We start from the raw sequence: 24,519 nt of genomic DNA on the forward strand, positions 1-24,519 counted from the left end.
CACGGTCGCCACGAGCAGCACCACCACAAGCCAGCTCATGACTCCTCCTCCGGCCTGTCCTTTTGGCCTGCGATGGAATCCAGGAGCTCGTCCACGCCATCCAGGTGCCATTTGTCGGTGATGGTCTTCCCGTCCTTGCCGACCTTGACGGCCATCCACTCTCCCGTAATGGGGCCACGGAACAGCCTCAAGGTCCCATGCTGCCTACTCATCGCCGTCTCCTTCCACTGCCCCGGCCAGTCTGGCGAGGGTGTTCAGGTCCATGAGCACGTACTGGTCGCCCATGCTCTTCTCTCCCGCACCGGGACGCTTGAAGACCACCATCCCGTAGTCCGCTCCCGCATTGGCGGCCTCCTGGTGGGCCTGCTCCAGCCAGTCAGCCAGGGCGAAACGCCTGTGGGCCTTGCACTCCAGGACCACGCTCCTGCCTCCGATGTACAGGCCCTTGATGTCGCCCTCGTCCTTGGTGCCATGCAGGGCCTCGCGGTGGATCATGCCCTCGGGGTCGTCGATACGGTCCCGAAAGTACCGGACCGTCTGGGTCTCGAAGGCCGTGCCCTTGGCTTTCTGACGGCTCATGCGACCACCTGCATCTCAATCGACCAATCACCCAACGGGGATGTGACCACGCGCCACCGCAGCAAAGACCGGTCCACACGGAAGGCATCCACCTCGCCAGCGGCCAAGCTCTCGGCAATCGCCACAGCGACTGCACGACCACGGAAGGCATGCGGGAAGATGTTCCACTCCCCCGGATGCGTCGACAGCCACCGGCAATACGCCTCGATCTGCCTCTTATCCATGCTCATAGGGTCTCCCCCTTCCAAATCGCCACTTCGTCCTCCTCCTGCTTGTCCCATGTGGCCTGCAGGTATTCGATCGCCGCCTCGATCGCCTCAAGGTTCGGCGGGTCCACTGGCGGCTCAGAATGCGTCATTGGGGTCCCCCTCACCGAACTCGGCGTTGCTGCCAGCATTGCCTCCCCACGGGTCTCCTGCTGGAGCCTGGGCGTTCTGCTGGCCCCAAGCGGACGACTGCTGGGACTGCTGCTGGAAGCCATTGCCGCCACCGTTTTGGGTCTGCCTTTGCACCTGGGCGACCGCATACCTGAGACTGGGCCCGATCTCGTCCACGGTCATCTCCACCACGGTCCGGTTGGCACCGTTCTTGTCCTGATAGGAACGCTGGGAGAGACGTCCCTGGGCGATGACCCTCATGCCCTTGGACATGCTCCGCGCCACATGGGCGGCCATGTCACGCCAGACGGAGCAGCGCATGAACAGAGCCTGCCCGTCCTCCCACTGGTTCGTGTTGCGGTTATAGGTGCGTGGTGTGCTGGCGATGGTGAAGCTCGCCACCTGGCTGCCATTGCCCACCGTCCTCAACTCAGGGTCGGCGGTCAGATTGCCGATAATCGTCAGTACAGTCTCTCCGGCCATCACTCGGCCTCCTTATCCTCATATTTCGCCCTCAAGTCCCTCAGGCACATGTCCACCACCTGCTGGGCCAACGACATCTGATCGAACCCCTTGGCCTTCCCGTCGACAATCAAATCGAACAGTCCTTTGTTCCAACTGATTTTGGGATTCGCCCAGACCTCACCGGCCTCACACTCATAACCCAAGGAGTCGAATGACAGGGTGATGTAGCAGATGTTGTTCTTGTCGGTGTATGCCTTGGTGAAGGACGGGAACCCGTGCTCTTCCGTTGGTGTGAACTCACCATGGGGCTGGCAGGCCCAAACTACCGTGCAGAGCGCCATCCAGTAGCGCTTGGACAGCGGTGCCGCATCGTCACACAGATAGCACGGCATCTTCGGGATCACGTTCTCCCTGTAGTTGCGGTCGGAATAGGAGTCCAGCCCCTTGTCGATGCGGATGCCATGGCACTTCTCGCACTCATAGACACCCTGATAGTCGTTTCTGACCTGCTTCAGCACTTTGACCAGCCTCATGCCTGGCCCTCCTTAAACGTCGTTTTCAGGTAAAGATTCAATGGTTTCCTGCGCTTGCGCTGTTTCGCATCCATGACCGTCAGGTCATTGCAGGAGAAGCCATGCCATTCGGCATGGGGATACCCGTACACGCGGCCATGCGGCTCGTCCTGTCCTGCGGTACGCTCGCACTCCTCACACCAGCCGTCACCATGCGAGCATCGCCGGCACGGACAGCCATGGGCATCAGGCATCACACCCATCACTGCTGCGCCTCCCCTGTCTGGGGTCGACCAGATAGCTCCTCGACCAGCCTGTCGGCCTCGGCAGGGGTCAGGTTCGCGTCATCGAGACGCCCCTGGACCTCACGGCCTATGATCGAGCCGACCGTCTCACGCTGCGCCTTGGGGTCGGTGACCCCGGTACGGACCAGCAGGCCACGGATCTCGGTGAGTTTGGCCGCCGGCACGCCCTGGAAGCGACGCTTGGCCACAAACCCACGGGTCTGCCGCTCCTCCTGCCGTGCCGCCGCCTGCTCGGTGCCGCCCTCGTCACCCGAGGCCAGGTTGAAGGCCGAGGTGATCGCGTAGCGCTTGCAACTGGTCCACATGCCAGCATCGGCCTTCACGTCCCTGCCGGTCAGCACGCATGGATAGGACAGCAGCTCCTGGCTCTCACCGGTGCGCACGTCAACAACCCGCACATGCACCCTGTCCCCTTCCAACGGGGTGTTCAGCCACAGGTCCTGACCCATCAGGGCATTGGACACGGTCTTGTACAGGTCGTCGATGGTGGCGTACTGGATCCTGTCCCCTCCCAGCGTCATGCCGCCAGACTTCTCCAGGCTCATGGACTCCCTGGCCTTGGCTATGCGAGCCCAGACCGAGCCCTCAGCAATGTTCTTCTCGCTCATGCTTCCATCTCCTCGTATTCCCGCTCGATCTGCCACGACGTGAACGTCACCTCCTTGGGTGTCTTGTCCAGCCCGTAGCCCGCCATCCGCTGCCGCCAACCGTCGGGACTGTCCCTTTTGAAGGCGGCCAGCTCGTCCAACGCCTGGGCGATATGCTCCGAAGCCATGGACACCTCCTCACACCCCTCCGAGAAGCGCCACACCATGAAGTCGTATGGACGTTTCTTCTCCTGCACCACGAACTCGAAACCGATAGGACCCTCGTAGCCGGTGAGCCGGTAGAGCATCATGTAGAAGGCGGCCTGGATGTGGTAGCCAAGCCGGGCAGCCACACGAGGGAAGTCCCTGGGATCGTCAGCCGTGGTCTTGTAATCACGGATGCGCAGCACCCCATCCTCATCAGGCCCATCAGGCAGCCAGTCATACTTGCCCTTGAGCGCCAACCCCGACACCGGGTCATCGGCCAGCACAGCGACCTCACCACGGCCAGGAATGGCCTGGAAGTATGGAGCCGTCATCTTGGACATCCTGCGGGCCAGGTCCATGTCGTCCTGGGAGACCACCGTCACACCCTTGGCCTGCAAGACGGCCATCTCCTCCTTACCGGCCTTGGTACGAAGGTTGGGCTTGAGCGCCACCTCACCACCAGTGCCGAGCACCAGCCCATGAGCCAACGTGCCGAAACTCAAAGCGGCAGAGGACACGTCCAACCCATGCTCCAGATAATCCACATAAGCCAACGGACTGACCATGAACCGCTTGAGAGCGGACTGGTCCACCGCATCCAAGGCGAAATAATCCTTATCCGGCATCTCACGAATCTCAGCAACCATCACCCACACCATCCCTAGATCTCTTCAACCGCTCTTGCATCAACCCGCTCTCGTAGTCCCTGAGCGTCTCCACCACACGGTCCAGCAGGCCATCAACCGCATCATCCAGGTAGTAGTCATGGCCACGCTTCGAGCAATGCGGGAACTCCGCCTCTTTAACCTGCTTGGACGTGATCGGCTTCATCCCGCTCCACCTCCTCAGCCTGAAGACGCGCATACACACGCGGTGGCAGAAGCTCACACTCAATCGGCAAACAACCAGCACTCATGACTGCCTCCCGTAGACCAAGCTGTCCCTGACCTCCACGAGGTCCTCAGGCCGGTAGTAGTTTTTCTTGCCAATCCGTATGGCATGCGACCCGGCCAGTTCCGCAAGCCTTTCGCCGGTGATTCCACCCAGCACTTCACAGGCCTGCTTCGTGTTGTAGAGCAGGTGACCGCTGGCAATGGCCGAAGCAGTCAGCTCAGACCTATCAACGTCCTTCTTCATCACTCACCTCCAATCCACGTAGCCATGCCAAGGGTCGAGACCCACAGCCAGCCGAAGGCCACAAGATTGCCTATAGGGTGCGCGCACGCCTCATGGGACAGGAGCCACACGGCAGCCACAACGAGGGTCACCGCGTAGACGGCGAGCGCCACGGTTTGCTTGCTTCTGGTCATGCGGCCACCTCCATGTCTGCGAGCTGGTATCTGGTGCAGGCGTTGCCGCCCTTGCTCCTGCCCTTGCGGTCCACTTCGACGACATGGCCGATGCGGGTAAGCTCCTTGAGCCTGCTCCTGATCGTGCTGTCCGCTATCGGACCACCGGACAGCTCCTCGGCCTGCTGCTTGACCCGCCACTCCTCGGACGGGTAGTCCTTGGTGTGGCTCAGCCGCCCCAATGCCCGCAAAGTCAGTCGCTTGTACTTGGAGACATCCACGGTCTGCGCCGCCATATAGGACGTTTCGGGAGACCCAGCCCGTGTGGGCGCTGTCTCTGGTAATCTGGTTGATGACATGAGATTCCTTTCTGTGTCATCGCCGCAGGTGCAACTGCGGCATTTACTTTTGTGGAAACATGCAAAGAGTGGAGCAATCACCTGATGAACTCAGCAGCTTTCGTTCTGAACTTTTTCTTAAATGGCTTCGACGGGAGCGAGGGGGAACAGTTCAAATACTCCGATCTGGTAACCGCCCTTGCCGATGTCGACAACTCTCTGACCACAGCAGCCGCAAATGGCGACGAAGAAGCAAAGCTAGCCATACAGTGCATCAACGGCTTATGGGACTCTATAACCACCGAGTTCTCCCAACATCCAAGCACCGGATTCATAACCGCGAGATTCTCCCTGAACACCGAAAGCCAAATGGCGCTACGCATAGCTGAACGCATACTTGCCGCAAAAGTCGGCGAATATTCTCCCGAGAGACGCGACAGCATCAAGAAACTCATCGAAGGCATACCGGAACTGCTTAGCGAAATGACTTTGCCGCAAGAGTTGAAGCTGTATGTACTACGCCTCACACGAGAAGTAGAAACCGCTTTGGAAGAGTATGCGGTGACGAGCGACTTCAAGCTCGATCTCGCATTCTCCAGGCTGCAAACGTGTCTTAACACCGTGGCAGTTGTTCCAAAACCAGAAGAGGAGCAAGGAAAGTTCATTACATTCCTGAACAATAAACTCATCCCCTGCCTCATGGCTGTGAGTCTCTTTGCGGACATTGGCTATACCGGGATTGAGACCTATCAGTTCTTTGCTCCCCGGATTGCTCCCGTAAGTCAGCAAACGTCCGCTCAATAATCCCTGTCCGATACTCCCCAAACTCTTCAAGGGACAGACGATTAGACTCGCCATTCATGGCTTTCCGGCTGAACAATTCCTCCAGATCGGCAGTCAAGGCGAAGAAGACATCTGCAGCAGAGGTGAACTGATCACCCTGATACTTGGCTAGATTCAGCTTTGCCATCTCTCCCCCCTCACGCCGTCAACTGGTAGGAGCCGTCGAACCGGTCGGCCCACACCCTGTCGAAGAGGGGACGGTCGGCCTCCGTGTACGCGTTGACCTTGCGTATCTGACCGGACCCGGTGGTGATGTCCGCACGCTGCGGATCCCTGCCATGCTCCTTGACGTACAGCTTCTTCAAGTCCTTGCCGAACGGTCCGGCATGACGCTTCAACCCAGTACGGCCCAGGCCCTTCTCCCGCAGATAGTCCTGCACATACAAGGGGCGGGTCTTCGGGTCCAGTTCGGGGGTCTCACCCATCTCACGGGCAATGACGATACGGGTCTTGGCTTCCAGGAAATCCGGATGCACCAGCCCCTCCACGGCCTTGAGCAATTCCACCTGCTCCAACCGGCGCAGATGCTGCGCCTTCAACAGATGCTCGTTGACCGCCACACCAGTGGAGAAGTAGGCATCCAAAGCGTCCGCGGCCTCCTGCTGGTAGGCCACGATCAGGTCACGCGCCGCCTGCGACTTCACACGGGAGGTGTCAATCGTAGCCAACCACATCGTGAACGTACGACGATCAAGAGCAACCATCTCGTAAGTCTTGCCATCAGAACCAGTTGCGTGTATGACACACGTAACTGCCCAAGGCTGCCTCTTCAACCGTTGTATCTGACCATTTACGTCAAGGCCCAGGTTCTCGCATACTGGCTTGAGGGCCACTCGGACGCTCTCACCGTCCTTTTGCGCCTCGATTACCTGCCCCTTGAATGGGACCAGTGATAATGTTGATTCAGTCATTTCAGCTCCTTTCAAGCTGGTTTGATAAGCCAGGTTGCAGCCGGGCACTTCTATTGGTTCGGAGAAAGGCTTCCCATGGAATTGGTGGGTTACGTGCTGCAAGGTCTCACCGCCCTGTTCACTGGATCCACTGCGATAGCGGGCTTCTTGATGCGAAAGCGACCCCGTTGGGAAGCGTTCACCGTGTCCACGCAGCCGTTGATGCAGAGCAACCCACGCATCTTCGTGCGCATCGACAATGTCGGCAGCGGCACGGCATACAACGTGCGCACCGGCTCCAACCACAAGAGCGAATACAAGTTCCGCAGGAAACTGCAGGACAAGCTGGCACGAGTCGATCCCGGTGAATCCATCGAGCTGGAGATCGAAGGCGTTCCCATCGACCCGAAGAACCCCTTAGCTCCTGTGCAATTCGCTTCCGACACCACCGTGGAAGTCACTTGGACCCAGCCTCCCCTCTGGAGACATCGGAAATCCCACCATTGGCTTCTGGAGAATCTTGAGGTGGACGACTAGACCTGCTGCCAATCCTCGCCTTCAACTCCCAATACAGGTTCCATAGCCTGTAGAAGGCGCAGTACAACGGCGCAGTGCCGACAACCACAAACACCAGCACGACCACCACCAACTTCAAATCACTCATATCCACACCTCCTCTCACGCCGTCAACTGGTGGTCAGAAACACAAAATGAGTCAGGAAGCATAGAAAGCGGGCTTACTTGCAGACAATCCGCGTAGGTTGCAACCTGTCCGATTGAGATTGAGGACTTTCCTTCCAACTGCCTGCGGAGAGTCACGTAGGGGGTACCTGATTGGTCTGAAAGCCACTTGACTGAGCGGCAAGAGGCTTTCAGAGCGGCGATTATCTTGCATGCCGCCTGCTTTGTGACGCTTTCTTGATTAACCATACGGTTAATCTAATCACCGTTTGGATATACTGTCAAGTTAAATAACGGTCTATTTGGTTAATATATCCCCCGTATAGTGCTATCATAAAAACCATGACTGAATATGGAGACCACTTCGCCAAAGCGATAGCAGAAGAATTGCGCGCCCAGAAGGCTCGCACCGGAAAAACCAATGACGAATTGGCGGAAGCCGTCGGAGTCAGTGCCGTGACCGTACTACGGTACCTACGCGGCCAACGCCAAATTCCCATAGACGTGTTCGGAGACCTGTGCAACGCCCTCGGAGTCAGCGCAGCCAATATAACGGCAGCGGCCTTCGATACAGCACAAAAGGCTCGAGACGAGAAACTGGATCCATCACAACTGTCTGAAGACGAGAAGCATCGCATCATGAAGAAAAAAATTGCAGAGAAGGGACTTGGACTTGCAGCCAACGACGACCCAAACAAGTTCATCGAAATGGAACACGAAGACGAGAGCGCTTGACACTGCACTACTGGCCCATATGACATACGCGCAGATGCGCAACTATGCCAGCTCGTTAAACGTGACAGTTTTCAGCGATCCCCTCCCCGGAAGCCTCAAAGGGTTGTACGACGAGGAAATCCAAACCATTATCATCGACCGAAGACTCACCTACCGACAGAAACGATGCACCCTGGTCCACGAGCTCTTCCACTGGTCTTATGGTGACGATGCCTGCGAGACCATCGGACAATCACGAGCCGAGACCAGGACACGCAGGCACACCGCCCTCACCCTCATAGACACTATCGAATACCAGGCCGCCGAGGCCATGTACGACGCAGACCCCTACCAAATCGCCAACGAGCTCGACGTGACCCTGCAAGTCATTGACGACTACAGGGCCATACTGGACGAGCAGCGCAGGCTCGTCACCTTCCGCCACGACTGGGGCGATGACGTGCTTGTGAGCGCTTGACGCCGCCTGGCGGTAGGCTACCTATAGCAACGCACCGTAGCCAAGGAGAGCAGACATGACAGCGCCGCAAGGATTCCAGCCACAGCCGCCACAAGACGATTACATGCAAAACTCACCGCAGCAGCAAAACCTAAATCCCCTCTATCGCGAGCTGCAGAAATACAAGAAAAGAGCAACGGTTTTAACGGTATCCACTTGCATCCTGTCAGTGACAACCCTTGTTTTCGGCGGCATCGTGGGCACTGCCCTGGTCATGACCATCGAACAAAACAATAATGCTCTAGTTAAGGTATATGACGCTTGCATGTCAACGGATTTGGGCGCAATATCGCTTGGCGACAATAATTCCACACTGACGGTTAGCGAGAGTGGCAAACTGGACGCATACGACTGCGTAGCCTCCAAGCTTCCGATCCCCAAAGCCACCCAAACCAAGATAGGTGCCACAACAGGGTTCTCTGGTTCGCAATCGGATTCATGGGACGGATACAAGGCCACATGGTCGTACAGCGGCAGCAACGGTCTGGATCTCGTTATCCAAAAAGACTGATACCAGCTACCTTTGGCCCCGTTTCGGCGGGGCTTCCTTATGTTTGACCCCACCTGACGGTATCCTACCCATGTAAGCGCAGCAGCTACAAAGGAAAGAGAGAAGATGTCAAAGCAAGACAACGCCGGAACGAAGAAGCCGATCTTCAAGCGTGCATGGTTCTGGATCATCGTGGTCCTCGCCATCATCGTCATCTATTCGGCAACCATGAATGGCAACAAGACCAAGACCGACACCTCCGCGACCAGCGCCACAAGCTCAAGCCAGACACAGCAGCAGAAGCCGGAGGAACCCAAGAAGGAGAGCGTTCCCGCCGAGTACACGTCCGCACTGAACAAGGCCAAGACCTATTCCGATATGATGCACATGTCGAAGAAGGGCATCTATGACCAGTTGACCAGCGAGGCCGGGGATAAGTTCAAGCCCGAGGCAGCCCAGTACGCGGTGGACAACCTCAAGGCCGATTACAACGCCAATGCCCTCGCCAAGGCCAAGGTCTACCAGAAGACCATGAGCATGAGTCCCGACGCGATCCGTGACCAGCTGACCAGCGACGCGGGTGAGAAGTTCACACCGGAAGAGGCGCAGTACGCCGTGGACAACCTCAATAAGTAGCCGCTCACAACTTCCATTTGGCCCCGTTTCGGCGGGGCTTCCTTATGTTTGACCCCGCCAGGCGGTAACCTTCCCAGGTAAGCACCGAAGCTGAAAGGTAAGAGATGAAGAGGAAAGCACTGGCCCTGATCGTATGCTGCGGACTGATGGTCAGCATGGCAGGATGTGGAAACAAAAGCCCGAATTCAGCAGGGAAATCGTCAGATGATTCCTTGGATTCGCTGTATGAAAAACGCCCTCTTTTCTTTTCGTGCCGAGAGAAGGATGCCAGCGGGAACGATGTCAAGGACAGCAACGGCGAAGCAAAACTAGTGACCATTCACAACTATAAGGATTCATGGGAATACCCCGCACCGCTCGATTGCATGGCCCAAGGAGTCACACCAGACCCAACCGCGGAGCAGAAGGCGGCTCTGTCCAAAATAACCGCAAAAAATGATGAGAGCGACAAGGATAACGGGTTCACGCGGGTTCTGGCCGAATGTGCCAGCACCACCGGATACCCGATCGATGGAAGAAGCGACACCAGCACCGACCCCAACCAAAACCCTTTCAAAAACGCGGATGATGCAAAGGACGGATACAAGGTACTAGCCTTCTGCCCTGACCACCCACAGGCAGCGAAGATAAAGCAGAACGCGGATCAGGCATCAGCGAAGAGCACAGAGGCCCAACAGCCAAGTCAGTCTGTCCCTGTCGATTATCAATCTGCTCTTTCAAAGGCCCAAAGCTACTCGACAATGATGCACATGTCCAAAGCCGGCATATACGACCAGCTCACCAGCGAATACGGAGAGAAGTTCTCCCCCGAGGCCGCCCAGTACGCCGTCGACAACATCAAGGCCGACTACAACGCCAACGCCCTGGCCAAGGCCAAGACCTACCAGCAGTCGATGAACATGAGCCCCGAGGCGATCCGCGACCAGCTCACCAGCGAATACGGAGAGAAGTTCACACCGGAAGAGGCGCAGTACGCAATCGACAACCTCAACAAGTAATCAGATACAGCCTTCACTTCCAGGCCCCGTTTCGGCGGGGCCTTCGCATATCTGGGAAAGGCCACCTACCACTTATAAGGAATGGGAAAGCTCACACCAATGGCCTTCTCCACGACCATCGATATGAACACGACAGACAGGATGACCACCACCGTCTCCAAGGCCTCATCCATGATCCATGAGAACCGGAAGAAACCGGGATGCTCCTCCTTGAGCTTACCGGCCCTGTCACACGGGTCAGCGTCGCCGTGCATCATGTTGGCCACCTTGACGAAGAAGTGCATGAACGGATGCCAACCTGATGCCGCCAGCAGTGGAGCTGCATCAGAAGCGCTGCCGAATGGCCCGTTTTCGGGACTCATGTCCTCCACCATATCCGTGCGATGGTTGCCCTCCACAGGCTTAGACCCCACTTCCTTGGGAGATGAGGAAATCTCCCCGCCATTCAGGGGCTGGTCATCGCCGAATATAACATTCCCATCACCGTCGAGGATTTCATTTCCTTCACTATCGGTCATGAAGCTCACGACAGTCCCAAGAGCCTTGACCTATATGAGACCGCATCCACGGAAACCTTGAAATAATTGGCGATGTCGATATCCGAATTGCCATTCTCTTTCAGCTCACGGAACTTCATCTCAGGCATGAGGAGACTTCCCGCGAATTCGTTGGCTATGACCTCGAATACGTTCCCACGGTTCTCGTCCGATCTAGCGTCGACGTATCCCTCACCCGACCCGATGGGTTTTACCTTGAACCCATCGAAGCTGTCCGTGGACGCATGCGTCATGTAATGCCCAAGCTCGTGCGCTGCGGAGAATCGCTTTCTGCTCGGTGGCTGGTCTATGTCCAAATACATGGTCGCCGAATTGTCTCCACCGACGAGCATTCCCCAGCGATCCGTGCCAAGTTGCGAATCATATACTTCAACACCTGCCGCAGTGGCGATCTTGATAGGGTCGACGGGAAATTTGCCAGGCGTCCAATAGTTCTTCAATGCATCAGAGGCAAGTTTCCTGGCTATCTTCCGCGCGTCACCATAGGTCATTACCTTGTCGTCCGACACTTCAGCCACCTCCTGCCCGCTCGATTAACTTTTGCCCCGATTGAGTCACAATAGACACGCATCGGCGCTCTTTACATTCAGTATAACAAATCCTCCTATCACAGATTCCCGAACGGTCCTAATGGAAGTGTGTTGGCGTGTCACCACAAGTCATCCAGCTTCCTCGGAATCCAGAATCCCCCGATTCCCCTGGTCGGTAGGCCGTCCGCCACGATACCTGACCTGAGGCATCCGGATTGCATTTTAGTATACATATAGTATACATTTCCCGGTCAGCATGATTCGCCAGAGATAAGGAAGAAGCCCCACAGCCGTTGTGGCTGCAGGGCTTCCCTCTGGTGGGGCCTCTCGGGCTTGAACCAAGGACCGACGGATTATGAGTTACACTGCAGTGACAACACAGTTCCCACTGGCCCCGTTTCGGCGGGGCCTTCGCGTATGCGGGACATGACTATAAATCGTTTGGCTTCTCGTCTTCATCATGCGTCGCATGACCAGCATCCGCCATAGTGTCTTCTGATCCGCGCCTCTCGGAAAATCTGTGGCTAATTCGCCGTAGCGCTTTCCTAATGCGCCGAAACCGTCTGCTCTGTTTGATGTCGTCCCTTTCAGGGATGTACCAGGACATCTGCTTTCTTGCTTCGTTCTGGAGTGAGACAATCTGACGCACATATCTTTTGTAAGATATCCAATATGGAATGAGAAGGAACACCGCTAGTAATATCAAGCCAATAGCAAGATTCAAAAATCCCGAGTCCAAGTGATATGGGGAGGATCCTGGGAAAAAAATCAATACAAGTAATACCCCGGCAACCGAGACTGCAATAGATGGTGCAGCGAATATGGCAGAGGCAATATACGACTTTTTTCTCAAGTCTGCGTTGTCGTAGACTTCTTTGAAGGCCTTCATCCCTTTCTCTATCTCATGCTCGATTCCCACAGGAAGCTCATTCTGCAGGAAAACGGGATCGACAAATACTTTAAATCCCATACGGCGACGACAATAACAACAGATATTCGTACAGATTAAAATGAATAGAATCATACCAAGTAAATCCGCATATACGCATAATAATTGTGTAAAGAAACCTCTAATCCCCTTATTCGACATCGTAAACAACACGATGCACATGACTGCACTTGCCGGCCAAACAGCTACACACCACGTAACCAAACATCCAACCTGTGATACTCGTTCATTTCCTATTTGATCGTTCACTCTCCAGTTGCCCAGTAGCCGTATGAAACGTCGTCTCGCAAGTTTGCGATTGCACGCATTCTTTCTCGCATTGATCTCATGACGCAGCAAGTCATCAGTTGTTTTGCCCTGCTGCTCATCCAACAGATTCGATTGCTTGATCAGTGCGCTTGTGGTGATTTTGAGATGGAATCCGGGAATGCCGCTTTCCTGGCGCAAGAATTTCACAAAACCCAAAATAGCGGTCACAGCCGGAAGGACAACAGCGGCAGTCTTGCAAATATTCTCCCAGTTGTCTTTGAAGAACTGTAATACAGAACCCATCAACTTCCCTTTTCTGCGAAATCCAATCGGCTTCAGGAATACGATGAATAAGCATATGCCCAAATCGGTCCTTTTCCCAACGTGACCTGAGCGAATGTGTGACAAGGTGAATCTTTTTCACACCCGCATATAACACCCTATTCTCCGTATTCCTTCCGCATGAAAATGCTCGTAATTGGAAACCGTCATTCGATGCCGAGGGCTGAGTCCAATTTAAGCATGGCCTGCTTGCGTTCATCCAGGCCGGCGGTCCGGTAGTGCATGGTCATGGCCTCGCTGGAGTGGCCCACAATCTCTTGGATGAGTTGGAGGTCGACGCCTTGGGAGGCGAGGAGGGTGACGGCGCTGTAGCGGGTCTCGTGCCCGGTGTGCGCGTCGGGGTCTATGCCGGAGGCCCTCATCAGGGCGCGGAAGGCCTCGGCATCATCCCTCTTGGGAATGGGTGTGCCGTCCGCACGCCTGAAGATGAGGCCGTAGGGGTTGGGTATGGCCTTGGAGGCCTCCTTGTATCGGCGCATGGCCTCCATCAATGGTGGCACGATGGGCACAATCCTGCCGGTCCTGGACTTGGGCCGGGTCAACGCATAGGGGCCGCACAGGGGGCGCATGTCGTAGCCGTCCGGTGTCAGCCACTGGGCGTCCGGGCACATGGCCGCCTTCCTCCTGCCGCACGGGTACCCGCCGCCCGTGGGGGTCCCGCAGCCGTGGACCTTGGTCACGGTCTGCAGCTTCCAGTCGACCGCGTACACGCCAGTCCTCATGTTGAGGCTGTCCCAGGTCGCCCCAAGTATCTCGCCCTGCCTCATGCCCGTCAGGAGCCGCCACCACCAGATGGTGCCCTCCACAACCGGCATATGTGAGGACACGTCGAGCATGGCCCTCAGCTCGGGCACGCTGAACGCGCTGCGCCCCTCCCCCTGGTCCTTGCGGCTTGGGGTCCTGACGGCCAGGACGGGGTTGGAGGGTATGAGACGGTCGGCCCAGGCGGCCTGCATGATCTGGTTCAAACAGGTGCGGATCTGCCGTTTCAGGCTCAGGCCCGCCGGACCCTTGGGGTTGCCTTTCTGGTCGTAGGCCTGGGCGTTTTCGAGGATGCGGCGTACGGTGCTGGGCACGATCTTGGCCAGGCTGGTGCCTGCGTACCGGTCCAGGTGGCGGTCGATGACGGTGCGGTACATCTCGATGGTCTTGGGGTCCGCCTCGTGCGCCTTGTGCTCCAACCACTGATGGGCGTACTCACCCAGTCTCACGTCAGCCTGGCCGACAGCTCCGGTGGCCGCGTACTCCTCACGGGCGGCCTTGAGCTTGGCCTTCACCTCGGCGCTGGTCGTGCCGGTGAGGGTCTTGCGGATGCGTCTGCCCGCCGAGTCGTAGCCGAGGTCGACCCGGGCCATCCAGCGTTGGCTGCGCTTGGTGACGGTCCGCCCGTCCTTGCCTTTGACCTTGTAGGTGTGCCAGTACGTGTATGGCTTGGCCGCACCGGTCGCCCTCCGCTTCGGCATCGCTACCTCCTGAACAAAAATGTGTGACCCATGTGTGACCCATCCTATCGCGTATTGATAGGGTTCCTATCGGATGCCGATAAGGCTGTAAACGTTGGAATCAAGCCATTCCTGACATATACATCCTAGCAGGAAAAACACGGTTCACATAATTGTGGTTCAGGAGGTCGCGCGTTCGAGCCGCGTTAGCCACCCCAGACCAAACCCCTACTCCCACAAGGCGAGCAGGGGTTTTGCAAAGCTGGAATCAGAGCACTCAGCCCAAGACTTGTGTGCCATTTGTGTGCCATAATTCCCAAAACCAAATCCGCAGTGTGTCACATGCACCTGCACTTGCGGCCCCATCAATCCGAAGGACCAACCTGCACCGGCTTGAATCGGAGAGGCTGTGGAAGCACAAATTGGGCGATGGCGGCAGGTCAGGCGGAACTAACCAGGCCAACCGCCCGGCACGGCAGTGGCCTGCACCGTCACCAATTGGCGGCGGCCGTGTCCAGCATCATACGCACCGCCTGCTCGGTCGCATTGATGAGCTGTGTGCTATCCATGCCGAGATCCTTACGAAGCACATGATCGCTGTCTGCTACCACGGATGGCTGCCTGTTGCACAAATAGACCGTGGTTACCGATGTGCTTGTGCCATCGCTTACTCCCACATCGGCGGCTTGACCGATGAATGCATCCGATGAGATTCCTTCATCATGATTATAGGGGGCCTTGACCATGAACACGAGTCCTCTGAACCTGATCAGAATCGGAAACTTCATGTTTCCCTGTTCATGGTCTGCAAGCACGGTGATGAGCTTGTCACCGGCCCCGTCGAAGACGTGCTCGACCTGGTCGGGGCCGGCCTTGAAGAGCACATCGAGCTGTGAGCACTGGTCCCGGTCATGAAGCTGGTGGATGGGCAGCGACCAATGATGGGCCACCCCCAGCACCAGTGCCAGGATGAGCACGATAGCCGGGACTTTACCCTTCAATGAACGCCGTGGCGGTTCCTTCATCTGCCACGATCCTTCCCCAACGTGTCGAAGAAGCGCCGCTCGGCCTCCCGCACATCATCCCCTGCCTTCATGGGGGTGCCCCTGAGGAGCTCGGCCAGGGCCTTCGTGTCCCTGATCATCTGGTTGCCCAGGGGTGCATCCATGACCGCCAAGGCGCCGATCAGCACCAGCATGACCACGGAAGCGGCCACATACATAACAATGCGGCCCCTTAAAGCAATGCCACCCGTCCGGCGGAGGGCGTTCAAAGCCGTCAAAACCCGAAGCACCAGAATCGGTCGGATCATGGGAAGCTGCACGACCGCCAAATCGAAAAGATGACGCTTGAACCAATCCCACTTCCTGGGAGCCAGCAGAGTGGGTACAAGATAGTCGACCGCGAACACGCCCAGAGGACATTCATCATCCCATTGGCCAGAACATCCCATATTCCCGTTGATTCCCCAGTATCTGCCAGGCATAGACCAGGATGAACAGGACCGGCAACCCCGTCAATGGCCACTCTGTGGCCCTCTCCCACCCTCAAGCTTCACACTCAGATAGTACAACCCTCCATCCGATGGACTGACCCCACCCGGCGGTAGCATGCCCAGGTACACGTTGAAGTTCAAGGAGAAACAATGAAGAGGAAAGCGTTCGTACGCTTTACGCTGCTGCCATGTCTGGCAACCATCCTGCTCGTACTGCCCACAGGCCCCTCGGCACAAGCCGCCGATGCCGACACGGCTGAAAAGATCCTGCAAACGATTCCGGTCAAGGGACGGGCCCCCAAAACGGGATACGCCCGTTCCCAGTTCGGTCAGGCATGGAAAGATGTCGACAAGAACGGCTGTGACACACGCAACGATATTCTCAACAGGGAACTGACTGATAAGAAATTCAAGCCCGGCACGCATGACTGCAAAGTCATATCCGGAACACTCGCCGACCCTTACACGGGTAAGACCATCACCTTCAAGCAGGGGAAGAAGACCTCCAGCGCAGTTCAGATCGACCATGTAGTTGCCTTGTCGAACGCCTGGCAGACCGGAGGGCAGAAGCTTTCAAGCGAGCGGCGCGAACAATTCGCCAATGATCCCTACAATCTTCTGGCGGTGGACGGGCCATCCAACCAAAAGAAGAAAGACGGCGATGCGGCAACCTGGCTGCCGAAGAACAAGCAATACCGTTGCGACTATGTGGCCCGGCAGATCGGCGTGAAAAAGAAGTATGATCTGTGGGTCACCAAGGCAGAGAAAAAAGCCATGAGCAGCACTCTGGAATTCTGCCCGTCACAGTCAATCCCCCAAGACACTGACGTCGAAAAGCAAAACACCACTCCCGCACCCGCACCTACTCCGGCACCGGCTCCCGCTCCGGCACCAGCACCGACCCCTGCTCCAGCACCAGCACCCGCACCCGCACCCGCGCCAGCGCCAGATGGCAATGTCTACTATCAAAATTGCACCGCCGTCCGTGCCACAGGCAAGGCTCCTCTATAAGCCGGGCAACCTGGCTACCGCCCAGCCCTCGATCGTGATCACGATGGCATAGCCTGCGAATAGGATACGACAGGTCCTTTTGCACATAGCTAAGCATGCATTCCCGAAGTCGTTAACCATGCCATCTTCTGCTACGGCACCAGAGGCTGACGACGACCTCTCCCGGCCCCGCTTCGGCGAGGCCTTGGCATAGGTGATGGGTGAGGATGGCCCTCAGCCAGCAGGGTCATTCACCGGCACAAACCCGCAACAGCGGAACCTGGCCCCTCATCCAGCGACGGATGAGGGGCCAGGCGATGATACCTAGGCATGTGGCGGCCATGGCCACAAGGGTGACGAGGTAGAGGGCACGGACCCAGCCGCTTTGCCAGTGGTTCCACTCGTTGACCAGGACGATGGTGCTGTTGTTTCCACCCAGGATCACCGTGCCTTTGCCGGAGACTTTATGGACCGACAAACCCGGCCATCCTTCCCTATACGCAGGCCGAGGGGTTCCATATCCGCCATGTCCATGCTCTGCTCGACCAGATAGTCAACCGGGGGCAGGCGGCCGATCACCGTCCTGGCCTTGCGATTGCTCTCTTGCGCCGGTATGGCCATGAAACCGGCCTGCCGATCATCGGACACCTTCTTCCACTCACCCGCCGCCAAATCGGGCGACGGCCAGTCGCCGCCCTTGGTCCGAACGCGGAAATGGCTGGGAGGATACTTCTGAAGTCCCTCCACATTGGTCTCCACGAAGGCATTGATCGGCCTGTCGGGAATTGTCCTCGCCTGGCCTTGGCCTGTGTAGGAGCCCCCGACGAGGTCCCACACTTTGACCTCAAGGGGGTCTGCCCGGCCTCGCCCGCGGCCTGGGTCAGGGGCACGCGGACGGCGATCTTCCTGCCTTCCATGTACTCCAGATAGGGTGCCATATCGATCCTGAGCACCCCGGACCGACCGGGGACCAGCTTGGCGGTCTTGACGACCTCGCGGTCGGAAGAGGCTGGATCATCATCGGGGTCACGCACGATCTGGACGGGGACCGAACCGTTGACTTTTGCGAAGGCGGCCGATGTCAGGTCATATGCCAACCCACCCATAGGGGCGGAGCTGGGCACCTCCTTGTATATCTCGGCATAGTAGGCTCCAGGTCCGGAATCCCCCCGAACCTTAGGCCTAATAATCGCCTCTTGGAGGCCCGAACATGCGATTTCAACACACTGCCCCGGGTGGGGTCCTCGAGGTCGGCCGCCGACGCAGGGGCATAGAGGCTGGGGGTCACCTGCCCCTGACCCATGCGGGCATAGTCATCGCCTCTGCCAATCTGCCGGGGACCGGTCGCCACCACCATGGGACCGCCGGCATCATCCACTATCAGATAGACCCCAGCAGGGACCATGAGGGTTATCCTTCCGCCCTGCCCCTGCAGACCCGACATGAACGGCTTGAGGGTGTGGTCAGCCTGGATGGCCTTCTTGAAATCCCAGTCGATCTACCCCATCAGGGACTGAAAGTTCTCCTGCTGCTGGCTTTCGTAGCAGGACCCCAAGGAAGACCTGTAGGAACCGCTGGCCAGGGCACCATAGACGAACCGGGCCAGCCGCCGGCAATCAAAGGGCTTATCGGGATCACCGGACTTCCTGTGCTTGCCTCCCAGAATCATGTCATCCGGTTTACCGCCCACATGGGGATTGAGGAAGGCGGAGACCAGCATATCCCCCAGCCGGTCATCGATCAGACGTGTATCGGCATAGCTTTTGCCTGCGGATACGCTGACCTTGGTGTACTGCCCAAGCCTGATCAGGTCGAATCGGTGCCCCCGCAGGTCGCCATCGTGGTCAGCGTAGATCCTGATGGGCAGCTCCGGAGAGAGGACGGGATCGGGAATGGTCCGATCCTCGATGCGAGGGCCATCACTATCTCCCATGTGTATGGTGGCTGTCAACAGGTAGGCGAGCAACCCCACGGACAGAAGCAGCACGACCAGAACCGGCAGCAAGCCCGCCTCACCTGCGGTGATCTTCCAGCCAGGCTGGAGAACCTCAAGACTGCGGGGACTTGACGGCGTGAGCCATCCGCGGAAGACCCTTTACCACCGTCCTTCTTGCCGGGCACCTGCCCTGCCATCCCGGTCTGCTGGCAGGAACCCCGTCTTGCCTTCTTTCATGCACCCATTGGGATCACACCTCGATATTGAGTTGGGCCACGACCGCCCCCAGGACGGCCGCCTCAGATAGGAGGATGACGGCGGAGAACCACTGCCAGGCCGCGTCCTTGCCGATTTTTATGAACGTGACCACCCTCCGAATGTCCACCGGCAGCATATACATCATCAGCGCCAACAAGACCAGAGCGGTGACATTCGAATCCAAGGATTGGTAAAGATTGAAGATCAGGAAACGGCAGGCGACCGTTCCAAGGATGATGAGCGGCACGATGGCAGACAGCCAGGTCAGGGCCCTCCCCCAGAGCCCGCCGCCCACCCGGCCGACCAGGACCGGCTGGCAGATCATCACCCAGGCCAGGATCAGCAAGGCCAAGACCCACCGGGGCCAGAAGACCCTCCAGGAATAGAGGAAAACCTGATCGACCATGTTCACAAAGATCACGCCGGACCTGTGGGTGAGGGCGAACAGTATGGGGTTGGTCAGGGCCGAGCTGAGGAAGGCTCCAAACTAGATGATGAAGTAGGTGCTGAGAAAGTTGAGGAGGAGGTTTCGCTTGGAAACCTGGACCAGAATGAGGCAGGCCACCATGGCCAGGGCGGGTGTTGGAAAAATGAGAAGCCCGCGTCACTGTTCATATACACGTTGTCCTTGTATATGCCCATCGGCGCCCGGAACCACAGTTCAGTACCTTTGATCCTCATCTCCTTGATCTCGTAGAGGACCTCCAGAGCATCACTGGCGCAGAAGACCGAAAGTGGGACCAGGAACCGTGCGAGAAGACCGCGAGCGCTGAAGGCCTTGCCTGCACGCTCTCCAGCATTGGGCCCATCGTCATCGGCCACAAGCCGGTCGCTCTCCTGGACCGTCGGCATGCCAACAAGCATCGTGCCGAAAGTGGCCCCAGTATATCCAAGGACACAGGCACGTACCTCCCCGACATAGACCAAGCGCTCACCCGACTCACGCCCAGCGCCCAAAAACCCAAGGCGTGGGCTGCAAGCCTCACCACTGTACACACTCATCCACCCATGACAGGGAAGGGCACCAAAGTTGCCCCCTGGGCTATAGTCGAAGAGTCATGTCTGATTTCAATCAGCACATGGCTGGTGAAATATTGTGGTTTATTTAGGGGGGAACCATGAAAATAGCTGTAGCAGGAACAGGGTATGTCGGCCTATCGGTGGCGGTATTGCTAGCACAGAACAACGAAGTCCATGCAGTAGATATAGTGCAGGAAAAGGTGGCACTCATCAACGATGATGTAAGTCCCATCAGAGATACGGAGATTTCGACCTTCCTGGCCAACGACAAATCCGGCCGAAAACCATTGAACCTCCACGCAACCACAGACATGGAGCATGCTTATCGAGATGCCTCATTCGTGGTCATCTCCACACCTACCAATTACGATCCCTCACGCAACTATTTCGACACCTCAAGCGTCGAAGATGCCATCCGCTCCATACGTTCGGTAAACACCCAGGCATGGATCGTCATCAAGTCGACAGTGCCTGTTGGCTACACCAATCACATCAGACATGCCATGCATGATGACCACATCATATTCTCCCCCGAATTCCTGAGGGAGAGCAAGGCCCTCTATGACAATCTCCATCCCAGCAGGATAGTAATAGGAACTCCTGAGGATGATTCAGAGGCACATGAAGCGGCACGTGTCTTCGGGCAGCTTCTGACTCAGGGGGCCGACCCCGCCGAGCAGGATCGCACCAACCCCGATGGCTCCCAGGGCATACCCATTCTTTTGGTGGGAACCACCGAGGCGGAAGCCATCAAGCTCTTTTCCAACTCATACCTGGCCATGCGCATCTCGTACTTCAACGAACTTGACACCTACGCCTTGTCACGGCATCTGAACAGTCGGGACATCATCAGAGGTGTGGGTATGGATCCACGCATCGGGTCGCATTACAACAACCCCAGCTTCGGCTACGGCGGGTACTGCCTGCCCAAGGACAGCAAACAGCTCCTGGCCAACTACGATCAGGTGCCGCAAAAGCTCATTTCTGCCATTGTCGAGTCCAATCAGACCCGCAAAGATTTCATCGCCCAGGAAATCATCGAGCGTGCCCGGCATCGCACCGACCCCAAGGTGGGGGTCTACCGGCTCATCATGAAGCAGGATTCAGATAACTTCCGCGAATCCGCCATCCAGGATGTCATCCGCAGGATTACGGAAGCCGGCGTGCCGATCACTATTTTCGAGCCGACCTTTGATGGTCAGGAATTCCTGGGCTGCAAGGTGGTAAGTGATCTGGAAGAGTTCCTGGAAGCTTCCGACATCATCCTGGCCAACCGTTGGAACAAGGAACTCAGCCCCGCGAAGGACAAGGTCTACACCAGAGACCTCTTCGGACTCGACTGATCCTCTACCGAATCAGCGGGGACGGATGGCGAACATCCTCCGTCTCCGCTGCGCCTTCTTACCAAACAAGGGGTCTACTTTCCTATGACGAACCATCTGCGCAGCGGCATCCTATACACGGCCCTGGGCAAATACAGCAATGTCATCATCCAACTTCTGGTGAACATAGTCCTGTCACGACTGCTTTCGCCCCACGATTACGGGGTCGTGGCAGTCGCCCAGGTCTTCCTGCTGTTTTTCACCACCCTGGTCGATGCAGGACTGGGACCGGCGCTCATTCAGAACAAGAGTCTGACAGAACATGACAACCGGGTGCTGTTCCGGTACTCCATCCTCTTCTCCCTCTTGCTGTCACTGGCCTTTATGCTCCTGGGACCAGGCATAGCCCGCTTCTACGATGACGGGACTTACATCCCCTTGTCCATATCCATGGCATCGACCTTGTTCTTTCAGGGAATCAACATGGTGCCGAATGCGCTGATGAACAAGGACAAACGCTTCAAAGAGGTCAACATGCGGCTGGTCTTCAGCAACCTCTGTGGCGGTCTCGCAGGTATCTGCGGTGCTCTGGCGGGCTGGGGAGTCTACGCGCTGGTCCTCAGTTTCACCGTTCCAGCCATCTTCGCCTTTGTCATGAACATGCTCCTCTTACGCATTGCTCCAGCTCGGCGCTTCGACCGCTCCAGCCTGTCCAAGGTGTGGAATTTTGCCAAACACCAGTTCGGCTTCAACTTCATCAACTACTTTTCACGGAACGTGGACAAGATACTGGTGGGGAAGATGATGGGACCCACGGCTTTAGGAAACTACTCCAAGTCCTACCAACTCCTGCTCATGCCCAACCAGGTCCTGCTTGAGGTCATCAACCCGGTGCTTCTCCCTGTTCTTTCCGATTATCAAGACGATATCGTCTACATCCGGACCGTCTACTTCAAGATCGTCCATCTGCTCCTGCTCATCGGCTTCCCTCTTTCGGTCTTCATGTCCTGGGAAAGCGGGGACATCATCCGCGTCCTCTTCGGCAACCAGTGGGGTGGGGCCGTGCTACCTTTTTCCATCCTGGCGCTGACCGTCTGGATTCAGATGTCCCTTTCGTCCACCGGCGCCATCTTCCAGGCCCTTGGTCAAACCGGCTACCTCTTCTGGAATGGCTGCATCACGGCCATCGTGATGGTGTCGGGCATTGTCATCGGCTGTCTGATGGGCTCCATAACCTCCCTTGCCCTGACCTTGTCGGTCAGTTTCCTCATCAACTTCATCATCATCTTCTTCCTGATGATATATAGGCTCCTGGAATCAACCGTGCTTGACTTCGCCCATGAATGCATCGTGAAACCCTTGGGTGCCGGCCTGCTGCTTGCAGCAACCCTGGTGCTGGTACGAGTATTGATACCTCCGATGCCTCCCCTGGTGAGACTCCTTCTGACAGCCCTGACCTCGGTCCTGGTCCTTCTGCCGTATACCGCCATCACCGGCGAACTAAGTCTCCTGAAATCGCTCTTCTTCAGGTACAGCAAAGGAGCCCGATGACCATGTCCAGAAACGGGATCGACCCTGGCCCAGTTCCACCGCCACCCACCGGCAAGCGCCTCCAGACACAAGCAAGTAGGCAGCCGGCCCATGCGGCCAGGAGGGGAATCGGACGTATCCACCGCCCTAGCCTCACCAACAGCTGTTACTATCTGGCCTTGGCTTATTACACCGCTGCCACACTGCTCTCATACAGCTTCTTCATCAGCAGGCCGATCATCCATCTTCTATGTGGCGACAGCAAGCGGGTGCTTATCCTCTGCATCGTGTTGATCATCATCAATGAGTGCCTGAACGAACCGAAGTACAGTTTCCTTGGCACCCTGGTCTTCCTGCCCCTCATGCTGACATGTTCCCTGGTCACCATCAACACCGGCAACCCCATGACCCTGGCCATACTCTTCTTTGTCTATGGAGGTCGGCGTCTGAACCTGACAAGGGTGCTGGAGGTGGCCATCGCCGTCAGCCTGCTTACCGCCGCAGTCATCGTTCTCAGCTCCCAGGCCGGAATGATCACCGATTACATACAGGTCACCGATGAACGACGACGGCACTTTCTGGGCTTTCTCTATGCCCTTCATGGCCCTCAGGTCATCTTCAACTGCATGCTCTCCTACATCGTGGCCAAACAAGAGAAAATCAGGCCCCTGCCCTTACTCTCCCTGGTCCTGCTGTCACTGGGAGGTTATCTTCTGACCAATTCACGGTCACTGACCTTCATGTCCCTCCTGGCCGCTGTGATGGCGGGCCTCTATACCCTCTTCTACCGTAGGATCAGACAGTCCTCGGTCCAGTACTGGATTCATCTGATTCCCGCCATACTCACCTTCCCCATCCTGGCTGTCCTGTCTTTCTATATCCCCCTGCAGTACACGGCTGGAAACGGGATGATGGCACAACTCAACCGGGCATTAGGCTATCGTCTGTCCCTGGCCAAGGATGCCCTGCAGTCCCATGACCTGCACCTCTTTGGTGACCATATATCCTGGTCCGGCGGAGGGATAACACCCAAGGGCCAGGCCAACAACATCGCCGATTACAACTATGTGGACTCCAGCTACATCAAGGGGGCACTTGATTATGGAATCATATTCATGGGCCTGGCTCTGGCTATATGGACTCTGCTCATGATCAGAAGCGTCAGACGCAGGCAATACATCGTGATTCCGATATTTCTGATCCTGGCCCTGCATGCCACCGCGGACGACCTTTTCCTTCGTCTATGTTTCAACAGCCTCTGGCTCTGCGCCATCTGGCTGGTCCAAGACCTGGAACGATGGTCCGGGACTGAATGGGTGGAACATAGACTGCAGCACATCCGCAGGAAACTCGGATTCATGCCTAGCCATGCCAGCAGACGCTCACTATAGTAAGGCTGGAAAGCAAATCGGTACGCCTGCTCACTCCGGGAAGACTGGAAGCCTTCCCGGCCCCACAATCACCAAAGCTC

The 24,519-nt window shown here is 57.0% G+C and carries 34 protein-coding genes and 1 pseudogene; 12 read left to right on the top strand and 23 right to left on the bottom strand.

The genetic code is table 11. The features are described 5' to 3' along the window. Nucleotides 1-35: 35 nt before the first annotated feature. The 12 genes from CRD60_RS08725 to CRD60_RS01035 all read right to left on the bottom strand — a co-directional run bounded on the left by CRD60_RS08725 (nucleotide 36) and on the right by CRD60_RS01035 (nucleotide 4,617). Nucleotides 36-212 carry a hypothetical protein gene (locus CRD60_RS08725; RefSeq protein WP_161522153.1) on the bottom strand — a complete coding sequence of 59 codons (177 nt, stop codon included), beginning with the start codon at nucleotides 210-212 and terminating at the stop codon, nucleotides 36-38. Continuing rightward, nucleotides 205-579: a hypothetical protein gene (locus CRD60_RS00995; protein ID WP_113859449.1), complete on the bottom strand. Its 375-nt coding sequence runs from the start codon at nucleotides 577-579 to the stop codon at nucleotides 205-207. The genes CRD60_RS08725 and CRD60_RS00995 overlap by 8 nt, the downstream gene beginning before the upstream one ends. Next, on the bottom strand, nucleotides 576-809 hold the full coding sequence (locus tag CRD60_RS01000; protein WP_113859450.1) for a hypothetical protein: 234 nt from the start codon (nucleotides 807-809) through the stop codon (nucleotides 576-578). Before CRD60_RS01000 ends, CRD60_RS00995 begins: the two co-directional genes overlap by 4 nt. Beyond that, complete coding sequence (locus CRD60_RS09250; protein WP_269088585.1) at nucleotides 806-937, bottom strand: hypothetical protein; 132 nt, start codon at nucleotides 935-937, stop codon at nucleotides 806-808. Before CRD60_RS09250 ends, CRD60_RS01000 begins: the two co-directional genes overlap by 4 nt. Then, nucleotides 924-1,439, bottom strand: coding sequence for a single-stranded DNA-binding protein (locus tag CRD60_RS01005; protein WP_113859451.1), 516 nt, complete (start codon nucleotides 1,437-1,439; stop codon nucleotides 924-926). The genes CRD60_RS09250 and CRD60_RS01005 overlap by 14 nt, the downstream gene beginning before the upstream one ends. Further along, entirely contained in the window at nucleotides 1,439-1,954 is a 516-nt protein-coding gene (locus CRD60_RS01010) for a hypothetical protein (RefSeq protein WP_113859452.1), read from the bottom strand. Before CRD60_RS01010 ends, CRD60_RS01005 begins: the two co-directional genes overlap by 1 nt. Before the next feature lie 241 nt (nucleotides 1,955-2,195). Then, on the bottom strand, nucleotides 2,196-2,846 hold the full coding sequence (locus CRD60_RS01015; protein ID WP_113859453.1) for a hypothetical protein: 651 nt from the start codon (nucleotides 2,844-2,846) through the stop codon (nucleotides 2,196-2,198). Next, the gene (locus CRD60_RS01020) at nucleotides 2,843-3,679 is read right to left on the bottom strand and encodes a PD-(D/E)XK nuclease family protein (RefSeq protein ID WP_113859454.1); all 837 of its coding nucleotides are present in this window, start codon (nucleotides 3,677-3,679) and stop codon (nucleotides 2,843-2,845) included. The genes CRD60_RS01015 and CRD60_RS01020 overlap by 4 nt, the downstream gene beginning before the upstream one ends. Continuing rightward, complete coding sequence (locus tag CRD60_RS01025) at nucleotides 3,669-3,863, bottom strand: hypothetical protein (RefSeq protein WP_127975600.1); 195 nt, start codon at nucleotides 3,861-3,863, stop codon at nucleotides 3,669-3,671. The genes CRD60_RS01020 and CRD60_RS01025 overlap by 11 nt, the downstream gene beginning before the upstream one ends. Nucleotides 3,864-3,944: 81 nt before the next feature. Continuing rightward, entirely contained in the window at nucleotides 3,945-4,169 is a 225-nt protein-coding gene (locus CRD60_RS01030) for a hypothetical protein (RefSeq protein ID WP_113859456.1), read from the bottom strand. After that, nucleotides 4,169-4,342: a hypothetical protein gene (locus tag CRD60_RS08730; protein ID WP_161522154.1), complete on the bottom strand. Its 174-nt coding sequence runs from the start codon at nucleotides 4,340-4,342 to the stop codon at nucleotides 4,169-4,171. The genes CRD60_RS01030 and CRD60_RS08730 overlap by 1 nt, the downstream gene beginning before the upstream one ends. Next, entirely contained in the window at nucleotides 4,339-4,617 is a 279-nt protein-coding gene (locus tag CRD60_RS01035) for a hypothetical protein (protein WP_113859457.1), read from the bottom strand. Before CRD60_RS01035 ends, CRD60_RS08730 begins: the two co-directional genes overlap by 4 nt. A gap of 147 nt (nucleotides 4,618-4,764) precedes the next feature. Here CRD60_RS01035 and CRD60_RS01040 point away from each other — a divergent pair, with 147 nt between their 5' ends. Beyond that, nucleotides 4,765-5,463, top strand: a complete 699-nt coding sequence (locus tag CRD60_RS01040) for a hypothetical protein (protein WP_113859458.1) — start codon at nucleotides 4,765-4,767, stop codon at nucleotides 5,461-5,463. Between the two features lie 176 nt (nucleotides 5,464-5,639). Here CRD60_RS01040 and CRD60_RS01045 read toward each other — a convergent pair whose 3' ends face one another. Beyond that, nucleotides 5,640-6,413 carry a phage antirepressor N-terminal domain-containing protein gene (locus tag CRD60_RS01045; protein ID WP_113859459.1) on the bottom strand — a complete coding sequence of 258 codons (774 nt, stop codon included), beginning with the start codon at nucleotides 6,411-6,413 and terminating at the stop codon, nucleotides 5,640-5,642. A 201-nt stretch (nucleotides 6,414-6,614) separates the two neighbouring features. Here CRD60_RS01045 and CRD60_RS01050 point away from each other — a divergent pair, with 201 nt between their 5' ends. The 6 genes from CRD60_RS01050 (at nucleotide 6,615) to CRD60_RS01075 (ending at nucleotide 10,428) form a co-directional block, all read left to right on the top strand. Continuing rightward, nucleotides 6,615-6,929, top strand: coding sequence for a hypothetical protein (locus tag CRD60_RS01050; RefSeq protein WP_127975601.1), 315 nt, complete (start codon nucleotides 6,615-6,617; stop codon nucleotides 6,927-6,929). A gap of 486 nt (nucleotides 6,930-7,415) precedes the next feature. Next, nucleotides 7,416-7,808, top strand: a complete 393-nt coding sequence (locus CRD60_RS01055) for a helix-turn-helix domain-containing protein (protein WP_113859461.1) — start codon at nucleotides 7,416-7,418, stop codon at nucleotides 7,806-7,808. 19 nt (nucleotides 7,809-7,827) lie between these two features. Continuing rightward, nucleotides 7,828-8,265, top strand: a complete 438-nt coding sequence (locus CRD60_RS01060) for an ImmA/IrrE family metallo-endopeptidase (protein ID WP_113859462.1) — start codon at nucleotides 7,828-7,830, stop codon at nucleotides 8,263-8,265. Between the two features lie 55 nt (nucleotides 8,266-8,320). Then, complete coding sequence (locus CRD60_RS01065; RefSeq protein ID WP_113859463.1) at nucleotides 8,321-8,815, top strand: hypothetical protein; 495 nt, start codon at nucleotides 8,321-8,323, stop codon at nucleotides 8,813-8,815. 105 nt (nucleotides 8,816-8,920) lie between these two features. Next, a complete protein-coding gene (locus tag CRD60_RS01070; RefSeq protein WP_113859464.1) occupies nucleotides 8,921-9,430 on the top strand; it encodes an Ltp family lipoprotein in 510 nt (169 codons plus the stop codon). A gap of 104 nt (nucleotides 9,431-9,534) precedes the next feature. Continuing rightward, on the top strand, nucleotides 9,535-10,428 hold the full coding sequence (locus tag CRD60_RS01075) for an Ltp family lipoprotein (protein ID WP_201737181.1): 894 nt from the start codon (nucleotides 9,535-9,537) through the stop codon (nucleotides 10,426-10,428). A 65-nt stretch (nucleotides 10,429-10,493) separates the two neighbouring features. Here the strand turns inward: CRD60_RS01075 and CRD60_RS01080 are convergent, their stop codons facing one another. The 6 genes from CRD60_RS01080 to CRD60_RS01105 all read right to left on the bottom strand — a co-directional run bounded on the left by CRD60_RS01080 (nucleotide 10,494) and on the right by CRD60_RS01105 (nucleotide 15,950). Beyond that, nucleotides 10,494-10,946, bottom strand: a complete 453-nt coding sequence (locus CRD60_RS01080) for a hypothetical protein (protein ID WP_127975602.1) — start codon at nucleotides 10,944-10,946, stop codon at nucleotides 10,494-10,496. Between the two features lie 5 nt (nucleotides 10,947-10,951). Continuing rightward, nucleotides 10,952-11,494, bottom strand: coding sequence for an ImmA/IrrE family metallo-endopeptidase (locus CRD60_RS01085; protein WP_113859466.1), 543 nt, complete (start codon nucleotides 11,492-11,494; stop codon nucleotides 10,952-10,954). Between the two features lie 451 nt (nucleotides 11,495-11,945). Then, nucleotides 11,946-13,016: a hypothetical protein gene (locus CRD60_RS01090; RefSeq protein WP_127975603.1), complete on the bottom strand. Its 1,071-nt coding sequence runs from the start codon at nucleotides 13,014-13,016 to the stop codon at nucleotides 11,946-11,948. Between the two features lie 185 nt (nucleotides 13,017-13,201). After that, nucleotides 13,202-14,518, bottom strand: a complete 1,317-nt coding sequence (locus tag CRD60_RS01095) for a tyrosine-type recombinase/integrase (RefSeq protein WP_113859468.1) — start codon at nucleotides 14,516-14,518, stop codon at nucleotides 13,202-13,204. A gap of 470 nt (nucleotides 14,519-14,988) precedes the next feature. Next, nucleotides 14,989-15,474 carry a hypothetical protein gene (locus CRD60_RS01100; protein ID WP_127975604.1) on the bottom strand — a complete coding sequence of 162 codons (486 nt, stop codon included), beginning with the start codon at nucleotides 15,472-15,474 and terminating at the stop codon, nucleotides 14,989-14,991. Between the two features lie 44 nt (nucleotides 15,475-15,518). Further along, the gene (locus CRD60_RS01105; RefSeq protein WP_127975605.1) at nucleotides 15,519-15,950 is read right to left on the bottom strand and encodes a hypothetical protein; all 432 of its coding nucleotides are present in this window, start codon (nucleotides 15,948-15,950) and stop codon (nucleotides 15,519-15,521) included. 192 nt (nucleotides 15,951-16,142) lie between these two features. Between CRD60_RS01105 and CRD60_RS01110 the strand changes: the two genes are divergently transcribed. Both CRD60_RS01110 and CRD60_RS09355 read left to right on the top strand, forming a co-directional pair. Next, nucleotides 16,143-17,003, top strand: a complete 861-nt coding sequence (locus tag CRD60_RS01110; protein ID WP_145961901.1) for an HNH endonuclease family protein — start codon at nucleotides 16,143-16,145, stop codon at nucleotides 17,001-17,003. Nucleotides 17,004-17,006: 3 nt separating this feature from the next. Further along, nucleotides 17,007-17,066: pseudogene (locus tag CRD60_RS09355) on the top strand (excalibur calcium-binding domain-containing protein); the annotation flags it as partial. 163 nt (nucleotides 17,067-17,229) lie between these two features. Here the strand turns inward: CRD60_RS09355 and CRD60_RS01115 are convergent. The 4 genes from CRD60_RS01115 to CRD60_RS01135 all read right to left on the bottom strand — a co-directional run bounded on the left by CRD60_RS01115 (nucleotide 17,230) and on the right by CRD60_RS01135 (nucleotide 19,597). Beyond that, the gene (locus CRD60_RS01115) at nucleotides 17,230-17,427 is read right to left on the bottom strand and encodes a hypothetical protein (RefSeq protein WP_113859471.1); all 198 of its coding nucleotides are present in this window, start codon (nucleotides 17,425-17,427) and stop codon (nucleotides 17,230-17,232) included. After that, nucleotides 17,424-17,819, bottom strand: a complete 396-nt coding sequence (locus CRD60_RS01120) for a hypothetical protein (protein ID WP_113859472.1) — start codon at nucleotides 17,817-17,819, stop codon at nucleotides 17,424-17,426. Before CRD60_RS01120 ends, CRD60_RS01115 begins: the two co-directional genes overlap by 4 nt. 661 nt (nucleotides 17,820-18,480) lie before the next feature. Further along, complete coding sequence (locus tag CRD60_RS01130; RefSeq protein WP_127975607.1) at nucleotides 18,481-18,915, bottom strand: hypothetical protein; 435 nt, start codon at nucleotides 18,913-18,915, stop codon at nucleotides 18,481-18,483. A 253-nt stretch (nucleotides 18,916-19,168) separates the two neighbouring features. Continuing rightward, on the bottom strand, nucleotides 19,169-19,597 hold the full coding sequence (locus tag CRD60_RS01135) for a hypothetical protein (protein WP_127975608.1): 429 nt from the start codon (nucleotides 19,595-19,597) through the stop codon (nucleotides 19,169-19,171). A 697-nt stretch (nucleotides 19,598-20,294) separates the two neighbouring features. Here CRD60_RS01135 and CRD60_RS01140 point away from each other — a divergent pair. The 3 genes from CRD60_RS01140 to CRD60_RS01150 all read left to right on the top strand — a co-directional run bounded on the left by CRD60_RS01140 (nucleotide 20,295) and on the right by CRD60_RS01150 (nucleotide 24,439). Continuing rightward, complete coding sequence (locus CRD60_RS01140; RefSeq protein ID WP_113859476.1) at nucleotides 20,295-21,539, top strand: nucleotide sugar dehydrogenase; 1,245 nt, start codon at nucleotides 20,295-20,297, stop codon at nucleotides 21,537-21,539. An 84-nt stretch (nucleotides 21,540-21,623) separates the two neighbouring features. Beyond that, nucleotides 21,624-23,069 carry a lipopolysaccharide biosynthesis protein gene (locus CRD60_RS01145; protein WP_113859477.1) on the top strand — a complete coding sequence of 482 codons (1,446 nt, stop codon included), beginning with the start codon at nucleotides 21,624-21,626 and terminating at the stop codon, nucleotides 23,067-23,069. After that, nucleotides 23,066-24,439 (top strand): hypothetical protein, encoded by a 1,374-nt coding sequence (locus tag CRD60_RS01150; RefSeq protein WP_113859478.1) that lies wholly within the window; start codon nucleotides 23,066-23,068, stop codon nucleotides 24,437-24,439. The genes CRD60_RS01145 and CRD60_RS01150 overlap by 4 nt, the downstream gene beginning before the upstream one ends. Nucleotides 24,440-24,519: the final 80 nt, after the last annotated feature.

Source organism: Bifidobacterium aemilianum (assembly GCF_003315635.1).
Classification (GTDB): Bacteria; Actinomycetota; Actinomycetes; order Actinomycetales; family Bifidobacteriaceae; genus Bifidobacterium; species Bifidobacterium aemilianum.